General features: G+C 68.3%; 10 protein-coding genes. 8 read left to right on the forward strand and 2 right to left on the reverse strand.

Features of this window, described 5'->3' with window-relative positions; genetic code table 11:
- The 5 genes from JHC36_RS00985 to JHC36_RS01005 all read left to right on the forward strand — a co-directional run.
- Positions 1-245, forward strand: a 245-nt coding sequence (locus JHC36_RS00985) for a copper chaperone PCu(A)C domain-containing protein (RefSeq protein WP_287914728.1), incomplete at its 5' end; no start/stop codon positions are given.
- A gap of 53 nt (positions 246-298) precedes the next feature.
- The gene (locus tag JHC36_RS00990; protein ID WP_287914731.1) at positions 299-727 is read left to right on the forward strand and encodes a DUF2946 family protein; all 429 of its coding nucleotides are present in this window, start codon (positions 299-301) and stop codon (positions 725-727) included.
- Between the two features lie 208 nt (positions 728-935).
- A complete protein-coding gene (locus JHC36_RS00995; protein WP_287914732.1) occupies positions 936-1,691 on the forward strand; it encodes a Crp/Fnr family transcriptional regulator in 756 nt (251 codons plus the stop codon).
- The gene (locus JHC36_RS01000) at positions 1,688-4,006 is read left to right on the forward strand and encodes a TonB-dependent receptor (protein ID WP_287914735.1); all 2,319 of its coding nucleotides are present in this window, start codon (positions 1,688-1,690) and stop codon (positions 4,004-4,006) included. Before JHC36_RS00995 ends, JHC36_RS01000 begins: the two co-directional genes overlap by 4 nt.
- Positions 4,007-4,238: 232 nt before the next feature.
- Positions 4,239-5,039 carry a PhaM family polyhydroxyalkanoate granule multifunctional regulatory protein gene (locus tag JHC36_RS01005; RefSeq protein ID WP_124222954.1) on the forward strand — a complete coding sequence of 267 codons (801 nt, stop codon included), beginning with the start codon at positions 4,239-4,241 and terminating at the stop codon, positions 5,037-5,039.
- Between the two features lie 42 nt (positions 5,040-5,081).
- Here JHC36_RS01005 and tgt read toward each other — a convergent pair whose 3' ends face one another.
- Together tgt and queA are read right to left on the reverse strand one after the other, a co-directional pair.
- The gene (gene tgt, locus JHC36_RS01010; protein WP_287914740.1) at positions 5,082-6,254 is read right to left on the reverse strand and encodes a tRNA guanosine(34) transglycosylase Tgt; all 1,173 of its coding nucleotides are present in this window, start codon (positions 6,252-6,254) and stop codon (positions 5,082-5,084) included.
- Complete coding sequence (gene queA, locus JHC36_RS01015) at positions 6,241-7,347, reverse strand: tRNA preQ1(34) S-adenosylmethionine ribosyltransferase-isomerase QueA (RefSeq protein ID WP_287914743.1); 1,107 nt, start codon at positions 7,345-7,347, stop codon at positions 6,241-6,243. Before queA ends, tgt begins: the two co-directional genes overlap by 14 nt.
- Positions 7,348-7,682: 335 nt before the next feature.
- Here queA and JHC36_RS01020 point away from each other — a divergent pair, with 335 nt between their 5' ends.
- From JHC36_RS01020 to JHC36_RS01030, 3 genes are all read left to right on the forward strand, one after another.
- The gene (locus JHC36_RS01020; RefSeq protein ID WP_287914746.1) at positions 7,683-8,807 is read left to right on the forward strand and encodes an IS481 family transposase; all 1,125 of its coding nucleotides are present in this window, start codon (positions 7,683-7,685) and stop codon (positions 8,805-8,807) included.
- Positions 8,808-8,866: 59 nt separating this feature from the next.
- Positions 8,867-9,184, forward strand: coding sequence for a hypothetical protein (locus JHC36_RS01025; RefSeq protein WP_287914748.1), 318 nt, complete (start codon positions 8,867-8,869; stop codon positions 9,182-9,184).
- The coding region (locus tag JHC36_RS01030; RefSeq protein ID WP_287914750.1) for a diguanylate cyclase domain-containing protein at positions 9,181-12,565 on the forward strand (3,385 nt) is incomplete at its 3' end. The genes JHC36_RS01025 and JHC36_RS01030, both read left to right, overlap by 4 nt.

Here is a 12,565-nt window from a genome sequence, read left to right on the forward strand (position 1 = left end):
GCAAGCCGGTCGAGCTCAAACCCGGCGGCTATCACGTCATGCTCATCACCCTCAAGCAAGCGGTCAAAGCCGGTGACACCGTGCCTGTGACCTTGGTTGTCGAGGGCAAAGATGGCAAGAAGGCGTCCATCGACATCAAGGCGCAGGTGCGTCCCCTGGGTACCGCAGCCGGTGCCAGCGCGGGTGCCCCCATGGGCGCAGGCGCTGGCATGGGCATGCAGCACCAACAAGGCATGAAGCATTGAACCTGAGGCACGGCTCTGCCACCCCTCGCCATCCCTGAGCCCGCCCCTTTCCCATGGTTGAGCGCAGCCGTCTGAACCGCCTGGCCGCATGGTTCGCCCTGCTGGCCATCGCGTTGGCTGCGCTCATGCCGACGGTGTCGCGCACGCTGCAGTGGCGCGCCGCGGCCCACGCACCGTCGGAGTGGATGGAGGTGTGCTCGACCGCGGGCATGCAGTGGGTGTCGCTGCGCACCGGTGAGGTCTCACCGACCGACCCCTCGCGCGGCAGCACGGGCAGCCCCACGCTCGAGGCCTGCCCCTACTGCGTTTTCACCGCCGACCGGCTGGGGCCGCCGGTCGCTGCCCATCCCCCCTTGCCCGCGCTCGGCCGCGCCGTCGCGCCAGCGCTCACCCCGCCGGCCCAAGCCCTGTGGCTGGCCGCCGCCCCGCCGCACCAACGCGGCCCCCCGACCTCCGAAACCCCCGCGCCCTTGCCTGCGTAAGGCGCGCGGCGTGCGCCGGATGCGTTCCGCGTGGCTGCAGGCCCGCTGCCGTGCGGACCTGGCCGCCGCGCCGCTGCTGTCGAGTGCGCGCCGCCGCTGACCGCCCGCAGGTTTTCGCAGCACGGCGCCGGCGCCGGCGCTGGCGCGCCGCTGTCCTCGGACGGCATCCCCTTGTTCTTGCCCGCCCCGGCGGGTTCGGAGACCTTGCATGAAACTCGTTTCTCACACCAGCCTGCATCCAGGCGGCAGCGCTGCGCCCGCCCCGGCGCCCCGCCCCATCAGCCTGGCCTCTCGTGACCTCACCCCGGCGCCGCGCCGCACCGAGGGCGATGAATGGCACCTCGACGTGTCCCGCGGCCGCGCCCTGCTCGAACCTGGCCAGCACGCCACGCTGTGGCGCATCTGCAGCGGCGCCTTCCTGGTCGAGCGGCCCACGCGCGACGGCCCGGACGTGGTGGCGCTGGCGCTGCCGGGCGACCTCGTCGGCCTCGAAGCCTTGCTGGGTGAGCCCTGCACCTTTGGCGTGAGCGCCCTGCTGAGTGGCCGCGTCCGGCCCGAGTCGCTCGGCAGCGACGCCGGGCTCGCCCGCGCCCTGGGCGACGCGGTGCGCCAGCAACAGCGCCAGGCGCTGGAAATGTCGCAACTGCGCAGCGGGCCGGTACTCGAGCGGCTGCAGCACCTGCTGGGGATGCTCGCGCGCGAGCGCGGCGGCGCCATCGAGCGCAAGGACCTGCCCACGCTCAAGGCCATCGCGCGACTGGTCAATTCCGCGCCCGAGACCGTCTGCCGCGAACTCAACCGCCTGCTGCCTGCGCGGCCGCGCGCCGTGCAGCGCCGTGAGCGCGCCGCAGGCAACGCCTGGACGCTCATCGCCAGCGCCGCCATGCCGTCGGGCCTGATGGCCCAGGCCGCCCGAGGCGGCTCATCCAACGCTTTCCTCAACCCATCAGGAGACTTGCAATGAACCAAAGAACCCGATGCCCGAGCGCACGCACGCGCGTGGCCATCGCCCTGGCCCTGGCCTTGCCCGCCTGGGCGGCGCAGGCGCAGAGCACGGCCACCGTGCAGCTCCGCGACGTGAACGTCAGCGGCGACGCGGACGCACGGCTGCCGCGCGCCAGCGGCCGGCTGGACCTCAACAGCCTGGTCGGCAAGCCCAGCTATTACACCGACACCGCGCAACTGCTGGCCGAACTGCCGGGCGTGTCGGTCTATGGCGCGGGCGGCGTTTCGGCGCTGCCGGTGATCCGCGGCCTGGCCGACGACCGCTTGCGCATCACCATCGACGGCGTCGATGCGATTGCGTCATGCCCGAACCACATGAACGCGCCGCTGTCGTACATCGACCCGTCGCAGGTCGCCTCGGTGCGGGTGTACGCCGGCATCACCCCGGTGAGCGCGGGCGGGGACTCGATTGGCGGCAGCATCATCGTCGAGAGTGCAGCGCCGCAGTTTGCCGAGCCCGGGCAGAGCGCGCTGGTCAGTGGCGAGGCGGGGGCCGCGGTGCGCAGCTTTGGCGGCCAGAGCCTGCATCTGGCGGCCAGCTATGCCACCGAAAACCTCGCGCTGAGCTACCACGGCGCGACCAGCCAGGCCGACAACTACAAGGCCGGCGCCGCGTTCAAAACCTCAGACGTGACCGGCAACATCGGCCACACGCTGCCGCTCGACGAGGTGGGCTCCACCGCTTACGAGACGCGCAACCACCAACTCGGCCTGGCGTTCAAGAATGGTGCCCACCTGTTCGAGGCGCAGGCGAACCTGCAAGACCTGCCCTACCAGCTCTATCCGAACCAGCGCATGGACATGCTGGACAACCAGATGAAGCGCTTCACGCTGCGCTATCAGGGCCGCTACGACTGGGGCACGCTGTCGGCGCGCGCCTGGCACGAGAAGGTCGACCATGACATGGATTTCGGCCCCGATAAGCGCTATTGGTATGGCAACGGCGCGCCGCCCACCGGCTCGGGCGGCCCGATGGCGCTCAACGGCAGCCCCTGCGCGCCGCTGTCCATGACCTGTGCGGCCGGCATGCCGATGTACACCGCCAGCCGAACCGACGGCGCCGCGCTGCAGGCGGTGGTGCCGCTGCGCGAGGGTGAGCTGCTGCGCGCGGGCCTCGACTCTGTGAACTACCGGCTCAACGACTGGTGGCCGCCCTCGGGTGGCGGCATGTGGCCCGGCACGTTTGAGAACATCAAGAACGGCCGGCGCGAGCGCAGCGCGATCTATGGGGAGTGGGAACGCCAGCACAGCGCGCAATGGATGACGCAGCTCGGCCTGCGGGCCGAGCGCGTGCAGATGGACGCCGACCCGGTGCGCGGCTACAGCACCGCGCCAAACGCCATGGGGATGCAGGCGCGCGATGCGGCGGCGTTCAATGCGCTCGCGCGGGGCCGCACCGACCACAACTGGGACTTCACCGCGCTGGCGCGCTACACCCACAGCCAGGCGCTGGACGTCGAGCTCGGCTTTGCGCACAAGACGCGCTCGCCCAATCTCTACGAGGTCTATCCCTGGTCGACCTGGCAGATGGCCGCGCTGATGAACAACTTCGTCGGCGACGGCAATGGCTACATCGGCAACCCCGCGCTCAAGCCCGAGAAGGCCAACACCCTGAGCGCCACCTGGGACTGGCATGCGGCCGACCGCCAGGCCTGGCAGCTCAGCGTCACGCCGTATTACACCCGGGTCGACGACTACATCGATGCGCAGCAGTGGGACGCCACCGCCAACGCGCCGCGGACGACGCTGCTGAAAAACCAGTTCACCGTGCTGCGCTATGTCAATCAGACCGCGCGGCTGCAAGGCGTGGACGTGGCCGGCCAGATGGCGCTCGCCAAGAACGATTGGGGCGCCTGGTCGCTTGCAGGCAAGGCCAGTTACACCCAGGGCAAGAACCTCACCACCGGCGACCACCTCTACCAAATCATGCCGCTCCATGCGCGGCTCGCGCTCACGCAAGCGCTTGGGCCCTGGCGCAACGCGGTCGAGTGGGTGGCGGTAGCGGGTAAGCGCGACGTCAACGCCATGCGCAACGAGATCGAGACGCCGGGCTACGCACTGGTCAACCTGCGCGCGAGCTACACGCACAAGAGCCTGCGCGTGGATTTCGGCGTAGAGAATCTGTTCGACCGTTATTACGTGCTGCCACAAGGCGGCGCCTACGTCGGCCAGGGCACGACCATGACCACCGGTGGCGGCAGCTCGCCCAAGTGGGGCACCGGCGTGCCCGGCCCCGGACGCGCGCTGTATGCCGGCGTGACCTACAAGTTCTGACGCACCACGGCCTTCGGAGGGAGGCCAGGGGCCGGCACGGGCGTTGCAGGGCAGCCCGGGCCGGCCCTATTTACTTCCAAAAAAATAGCACTACCAGACCGGATCACGCTGGCATTCCGGCGTTTTTCTTCAATTTTGGCCGCGCCGGCCGCCGCGGGTGCGCCCCCTGCTCAAAAGTGCCGGGCTGGGGTATTCTGAGCACCACGCTTTTCACCCGCGCACAGGAGCAGCCATGAACCCAGCCACCCCGTTCGAGTTCGCCAAGTTCGTCCCCGGTTTCGAGTTTCTGCAAAACCTGGCCAAGGGCGCGACGCAGAACATCCCGCAGTTGCCCAACCTCGGCAACTGGGTGGCGCCGACGATCAACGTCGAGGAGCTGGAAAAGCGCATCGAAGAGCTCAAGGCGGTGCAGTTCTGGCTCGACCAGAACGCCGCGGCGCTCAAGGCGACGATCCAGGCGCTCGAGGTGCAGAAGATGACGCTGGCCACGCTGCAAGGCATGAACTTCAACATGGGCGATGTGGCCAACGCCTTCAAGCTCAAGGCCGCCGACACGGTGATGAGCGGCGTGCAGAAGGTCACCGAGACCGCCGCCGGCGCGGCCGGCACCGCAGCCGGTGTGGCCAGCGGCGTCGCCTCGGGCGTCGCCAACTTGGCGTCCGATGTGGCGCAAGCCGCGACGGGGGGTGGCAAGAAAGCCGCGGCCAAGCGCTCGGCCAGCCGGGCGAGCACCGCCAAAAAAAGCACGCCGGCGCCGACGGCGCCCGCTGGAGGCGTGATCGACCCGATGCAGTGGTGGGGCGCGCTCACCCAGCAGTTCCAGCAGATCGCCGCCAACGCCATGAAAGACGCCGCGCGGCAGACCGCGGTCGACACGACCAAGAACATGGCGACCGGATTGGCGCGCGAAGCCGTCAAGGCCGCCACCGCGCCGGCCCGCGCCGCCACCGCGGCCGTCAAAAAAGCCACCACGGCCGCGCGGCCGCGCAAGACGCCGGCGAAAGCCGCGTCCCGTTCCAGCACGCGACGCTGAGTTGGCGAACAGTGGCGCGCGCTTGGGGCCGGCCGCCGCTGGTCAGATCCCGCGGGCGCGGTCGGCGGCGAAGCGCTGGCGGAATTCGGTGTAGCCTCCGGCGTCGAGTGCCGCACGGATTTCGCGCATCAGGTTCAGGTAGTAGTGCAGGTTGTGCACCGTGGTCAGCATGGGGCCGAGCATCTCGCCGCAGCGGTCGAGGTGGTGCACATAGGCGCGCGAGAAGCCTTCGCGGCCGCCTGCCTCCCAGGGCACGCCGCTCGCGCCCGCGCAGGCGTAGCAGGTGCACGAGGGGTCGATCGGCTGCGGGTCGGTCTTGTGGCGGGCGTTGCGGATCTTGAGGTCGCCGTAGCGCGTGAACAGCGTGCCGTTGCGCGCGTTGCGCGTGGGCATGACGCAGTCGAACATGTCCACCCCGCAGGCCACACCTTCGACCAGATCCTCGGGCGTGCCGACACCCATCAGATAGCGCGGCTTGTGCGCGGGCAGGCGGTGCGGGGTGTGCGCCATGATGCGGCGCATCTCGTCTTTGGGCTCGCCCACGCTCACGCCGCCGACGGCGTAGCCGGGGAAGTCCATGGCCACCAGCGCTTCGAGCGATTCCTGCCGCAGGTGCTCGAACATGCCGCCTTGCACGATGCCAAAGAGCGCGTTGGGGTTCTCCAGCCGTTCGAATTCGGCCTTGGATCGCGCGGCCCAGCGCAGGCTCATCTCCATGCTGGCGCGCGCCTCGGCCTCAGTCGTGACGTGGCCCGAGGTCTCGTACGGCGTGCACTCGTCGAGCTGCATGACGATGTCGGAGTTGAGCACCGTCTGGATCTGCATGCTCACCTCGGGCGACATGAAGAGCTTGTCGCCGTTGACGGGCGAGGCGAAATGCACGCCTTCCTCGGTGATTTTGCGCATCGCGCCGAGGCTCCAGACCTGAAAGCCGCCGCTGTCGGTCAGGATGGGCCGGTGCCACTGCTCGAAGCGGTGCAGCCCGCCGAAGCTGCGCACCACATCGAGGCCCGGGCGCATCCACAGATGAAAGGTGTTGCCCAGGATGATCTGCGCGCCCATCTCGTACAGGCTGCGCGGCATCACGCCCTTGACCGTGCCGTAGGTGCCCACCGGCATGAAGATGGGCGTTTCCACCACGCCGTGGTTGAGCGTGAGGCGGCCGCGGCGCGCGTGCGAGGCGGGGTCGGTGGCGAGCAGTTCAAAGGTCAGCATGGGCAGCAGCAGGTTCGGGTGGGCGCGCGCGCTCGAGCAGCATCGCGTCGCCGTAACTAAAAAAACGGTAGCGCTCGGCGATCGCATGCCGGTACAGCGCCCGGATGTGCTCGTAGCCCGCAAAGGCGCTCACCAGCATCATCAGCGTGCTTTTTGGGAGGTGGAAGTTGGTGATGAGCCGGTCCACCACGCGAAAGCGAAAACCCGGGGTGATGAAAATCGTGGTGTCGCCACGGGCTTGGCCGCTCGCCGCCCAGCTTTCGAGCGTACGCACCGTCGTCGTCCCCACCGCCACCACCCGGCCGCCGCGGGCGCGGCAGGCGGCGATGGCGGCCTGCGTGGCTTCGGGCACGTCGTACCACTCGGCGTGCATGCGGTGCTGCGCGAGGTCCTCGGTCTTGACCGGCTGGAAGGTCCCTGCGCCCACATGCAGCGTCACGGCGGCGCGCGCGACGCCACGGGCCTCGAGTGCGGCCAGCAGCGGCTCGTCGAAGTGCAGCGCGGCGGTCGGCGCGGCGACCGCGCCCGGCGTGCGCGCGAACACGGTTTGGTAGCGGCGCTCGTCCTCGGCGCTGTCGGCGTGGGTGATGTAGGGTGGCAGCGGCACATGGCCGTGGCGCTGCATCAGCGTCCAAGGGTCGTCGGAGAAGCGCAGGTGAAACAGCGCGCCCTCGGCGTCGGGCCAGCGCCCGAGCAGCGTGGCGGTAAAGCCGCCGCCCTCGATGCCGCCGGCCATGTGCAGCACAGCGCCCAGCGGCGGCTTCTTGCTGACCTTCATGTGCGCGACCACCTCATGGCCGCCGAGCACCCGCTCGATCAGCAGTTCGAGCTTGCCGCCGCTGGATTTTTCGCCAAACAGCCGCGCTTTGACGACCTGCGTGTCGTTGAACACCAGCAAATCGCCGGGTGCGAGCAAGGACGACAGATCGCGAAAAATCCGGTCCACCGGCGTGGGCCCCGTGCCGTCGAGCAGCCGCGATGCGCTGCGCTCGGGCGCTGGTTGCTGGGCGATCAGCGCCTCGGGCAGCGCGAAATCGAAATCAGAAAGCGTGTAGCGCCGTGGCGAGGCGCCGGAGGCTGAAATCACAGTCATGGCACTGGGCTGGACAGGCCCGGGTGAGGGTGAAGCAAGTGGCGCACAAGCGCCCCTCATGGACGCGGCGGAGCCGGCGTGGGAGGCCGCATTGTTTCATAAGCCGACGGGGGGAGGGGCCCTGTGGAGGTGGGTAGGTGCCCCGTCCCGGATGATCATATAGCCCCGAGGCGCTTTCCGTTATTCTTTGCGCGTGATGTTTTGCACACACTCATCGCAGAGATGGAAGCAAAGAACAAGTCTCGGCTGGCTGCGGCTTCTTCGGGCGCCCGTAGGGCGGCTGGAGAAGCCGCAGCCAGCATGCGGTCGAGTTCCAACGGAGGAGAGTCGTCATCATGTTGATCTCCCTGCACAAGCAAGCGCGTACCACCCCTGCGGTGCGCGCCGAGATCGCGGCCAGCGATGAGCCGGTATCGGTGCTGGCGCAGCGCTACAACATCACCGAGTCGACGGTTCGCAAGTGGCAAGCTCGAGCCGACTTCAACGACCGATCGCACACGCCGCACCGTCTGCAAACGACGCTCACACCCGCCCAAGAGGCGGTGGTGGTGGAGCTGCGGCGACTGTTGCTTATGCCGCTCGATGACCTCGTCGCCGTGGTCAAGGAATTCATCGAACCCAAAGCCTCGCGTTCTGCCATCCACCGTTGCTTGAGTCGGCATCGCGTCAACAAGCTGCACGCGCTGCGCCCCGAGGCTCGACAAGTGGCGCACAAGCCGTTCCAGGCCTACGAGCCGGGCTTTGTGCACATCGACGTGAAATATCTGCCCCAAATGCCCGACGAGACCGCTCGCCGCTACCTGTTCGTGGCCATCGACCGGGCCACACGCTGGGTATTCGTCCAAATCAAACCCCACAAGACCGCGCGCTCGGCAGCGGCCTTCCTCAAGGCGCTCTCGAAGACCTGTCCCATCAAGATTCGCAAGATTCTGACCGAAAACTCTGTTTCGGCGAAGGCTAACATCGGCGCGGCCGATGTTAAGGCCCGAAGGGCCGGCCGGAGCCACAACGGCAAGGAGTTCACCGATCGGCTCTTTGGTCGCGCCGCCCGCAGCGAAAGCGGCCGGCATGAATTTGATCAGCTGTGCCAGGCCCTCGCCATCGAGCATCGCCTCACCCGCCCTCGGCGTCCTCAGACCAACGGCATGGTCGAGCGCTTCAACGGCCGCATCGAAGAGGTGCTGCGAAGTCACCACTTCACCAGCGGCGAAGACCTCGAGCGCACCATTGCCCGTTACGTCTGGCTGTACAACCATCAACTGCCCCAGGCCGCACTCAAAGGACAAACACCCCTGGCCGCCATGCGACAGTGGTACCAAAGCCACCCTCACCTGTTTGACAAACAGCCACATGATCTTCCGGGACTTGACATATTTTGGGCGCGTCTTGTTCGGTGGCCTTTATGCATTGGCACCATCCATCCTCAACACGCCCAAGTCGTTGGGTCGCGGGCACAATGATGCGGGTCACTCCACTGATCGAGTCTGAATCTCTTGCCCACAAGACCGCTTGACCGCGTATGCTCAAGTCGTTTTCCGGATCGTTACCCGAACGCCCGTTTCCTTCGAGGGCAGATCCCCTGGATACCCTGACGGCGCAGACGGACGCAGCGCGCGCGGCCTTGGTCGAGGCCCTGCGCGCTTGTGACCATGCGGTGCGGCGCGGCGATGCGGCCGCATTGGTCGCGTGGCAGCGTGATGCGGCCGAACGCCAGATGGCGCTGCAAACCCTGTCGCAGCGGTGGTTGGAGCAAGCCGCGCGGCGCCGTCTGTGGACCGTGACGACCGGGGTGCCCAGCGCCGACCCGATCGAATCTCTCGCGCAGGCCCATCCATGAACCCCGAGCCGACCCTGCGCATGCGCCTGCTTGTTCTCTTGCGCACACTCCTGCGCACGCGTGCGGTGCTGTGGGCGGTGTTGCTGCTGCCGCTGGGGATCGTGCTCGGCTTGTTCGCCTGGGACAGCCACGAGCACCGTCTGCAGAACGAGCAGCTGATTCGCGCGCAGGCGCAAAGCGCGGCGCAACAACAAGCCGCACTCCTTCAACAGCGCCTGAGCAACCAGTTCATCGAGCTGCAATTTGCCGGGGTGACCCTGCTCGGGCCCCAGGCCGACCCCAGCCACCCCGATGCCAACGCCGTGCGCAGTCTGCGCGCCTTCATCGCCCTGCACCCGAATCTGTACGCCTTCAACATCCTGAGCGCCGATGGCAACCGCGTTCTCTGGTCCACCCAAGCCCAGCAGCCCAGCCGTCCCATCGCCGGGGCCAGCGAGTTCACCCCCCTGCCTGCGCAGCCCGATTTTCTGATCGGGCAAGCCCGCTATGCCGCGCGCGCGGCCCAGACCAGGCACGGCAGCGGTCACATCCTGACCCTGCGCACGCGCATCACCGATGCCCAAGGTCAGACCAGGTATTTTGTGGGCTCACCCTACCGGCTGGAGGATTTGCTCGCCAACCCCGCGCTGCGCGGCAGCTTCTGGACGATACGGGTGCTCGACACCCGCGATGGCTCGCTGCTTGGGGAAGTCGATGCCCGGGGGGTGCACTTTGCGACCAAGACGCCAGCCCTGCCGTCTGGCCGCTGGGTCCAGGTGAACGTGGCCGACCTGCCGCTGGCGGTGCAGGCCCTTTGGCCGGCCGACGCGGCGCAGGCGCTCGGACTGCAGACGGCGCCCCCCTGGGGCCTCGTGGGCGTCGTGGCCGCCCTGCTGCTGGCCGCTGCCTGGGCGGTGGCCTCCTTGCTGCAGCGCCGTAACCGGCTGCTGGGCCAGCTATCGACCCAGACCCAGTCGCTCGTGGCCGCGCAGGCGCAACTGCAGCGCGTCCTTGCGCTGCAAGACCTGCTGGCCCAGGCCAACCATACCATCGCCTTGGCGCAGGACGAATCCACCTTGTTGCAACAGATCTGCAACCTCGCCCATGCGCGCGGCCATCTGGCCCTGGCGTTCATCGCCCGCCCGCAGGACGACGGCGTGTTTCGCATTCTGGCGGCCGCGGGCCAGGTGGCCTATCTGGACGGGCTGGTGATCTCCAGCCGCGAAGACGTGCCTGAGGGGCAAGGTCCATCAGGCACGGCCTTCCGGCAGAACCAGGCGGTGTTTAACGAGGGTTATCACGTGCCAGGCCTTGCACCCTGGCGCGAGAAGGCCCAAGCCCTGGGCCTGCAGGCCAGTGCGGCGCTGCCCATCGAGCGCGACGGGCAGGTGTGGGGTGTTTTATCGGTCTATCGCGATGACGAAGCGGCCTTTGAGGCCCCGTTACAGGCGCTGTTGCGCGAATTGGCCCAGAACATCGGCTGGGGGCTGGAGCGGGTGCAGACGCTCCAGCAGCTGGTGTTGCTGCGCGCCGCGCTGGAGAGCGCCGCCGACGGCGTGCTGGTCAGCGACATCGACGCGATCGCGCTGTATATCAACCCGGCCTTCACCCGCATCACCGGGTACTCGCCGCAGGAGATGCTCGGGCGCAACTGGGATCTGCTGCAGGGGCCGGACACCGATGCGCAGACCGTGGCTGCCATGGTCCGAGCGGTGCAGCAGGTCACATCCTTCTCGGGCGAGATCCTCAACGTCCGCAAAGACGGTACGCCGTTCTGGAACTGGCTGCGCATCGACCCCGTGCGTGATGCCCAGGGGCGGCTCATCGCCTTCATCGGCACCCACCGCGACATCACCGCACAGGTTCAACAGCGCGAGCATCTGGCCCGCCTGCAGCGCCTGTATCAGGCCCTGGCCGCCGAAGGCGATATTCTGCTGAAGGGCCGCAGCAGCCAGGAGATGCTCGATCGCACTTGCCAGCGCCTGACGGAGGAGGCGCTGTTTCATGCAATCTGGATCGCGCAGCCCGACGACCAGGGTGCCCTGCGGGCCGTGGCGCACGCCGGGCGCGGGGCCGATCTGGTGCAACGCCTGGCGGTGCCGCCCGACCATCCCACCGCGCTGGTGGCTCTGGCCTGGCGCACCCAGGCCGTGCAGATCCACCAGGACAACGTCGCCACGCAGGCCGGGGCCGCATGGGCCGACGCGATCGCCCATGCGGGCTGGGCCAGTGCGCTGGCCGCCCCGGTGCGCCGCGGCGGGGTGCTGCATGCGGTGCTGGTCTTCGTCGCCGACCGGGTGGGGGCGTTCGATCCGCAGACCGCGCAGGCGTGCGGGCGCGTGGCCACGCTGCTGGGTCACGGTCTGGACGAACTCGATCTCAAGGCGCGGCTGCTACAGTTGCAGCGGCAGGAAGCCGCAGCCGCCCGTACCGACGCCCTGACCCAGATCCCCAACCGCTTCGCCCTGGAGCAACACCTGCCGCATGCCCTGGCGCGCGCGCGCCGCCGTGGCAGTGTGCTGGCCGTGGGGATGATCGATCTGGACGATTTCAAACCAGTGAACGATCAGTCTGGACACGATGCCGGCGACCTGCTGCTGCGCGAACTCGCCCAGCGGCTGCAAGCCCAGCTGCGCGACACCGACTACCTGGCCCGCCTGGGGGGCGACGAATTCGTCGTGCTGCTCGAAGACCTGGACCCCGCCGCCTTCGAAGCGCAACTGACCCTCATCACCGAGCGCCTGGCGCAGGCGGTGCAGCAGCCCTTCGACCTGGGGCAGGGCCGCCAGGCGTGGGTGGGCATGACCATGGGTCTGGCGCTCTTTCCGGGGGACGGCGAGGACGGCGACACCCTGCTGCGCAACGCCGATGCGGCGATGTATCAGGCCAAGGCGCGCAAAGGCGATCGCCCCCAGTGGTCGCGGCTGTGGTGCGAAGGCACGCTCGCCGCCCCACAAGTCGAAGCCCCGTTCGACCCTTACGGGCCTGATGCGCAGGCGCTGCTGCGCACCCTCGAACCGGTGCTGCAGACCGTCGCGCCCGAGTTCGCCGCCGCGTTTTTCGCCCATCTGCGGCAAGACCCGCAGACCGCCTCCATCCTGGACATGCTGTCTCTGCAGGAGTTTGCGCATCTCCAGGCCGCGCTGGCGCAGCACCTGAAGTTTCTGCTGCACCCGGACACCACGGCACAAGCCCTTCAGACCCGCGCCCAGCACCTCGGCCAGGTGCATATGCTCGTCGGTCTGCCGCTTGCGGCCTTGATACGCGCGGTGGATTTGTACGCGTCGCTGCTGCGAGAGCAGATCGAACGCGCTCCCGTCATGGCGGTCACCCGCTACCGCCTGCTGCGCCTGGTCCAGGCGCGCTTGCAAGAGGACTTACAGGGTGAGATCGTCGCGCAGC

The organism is Tibeticola sp., from assembly GCF_022759015.1.
Classification (GTDB): Bacteria; Pseudomonadota; Gammaproteobacteria; order Burkholderiales; family Burkholderiaceae_C; genus Tibeticola; species Tibeticola sediminis.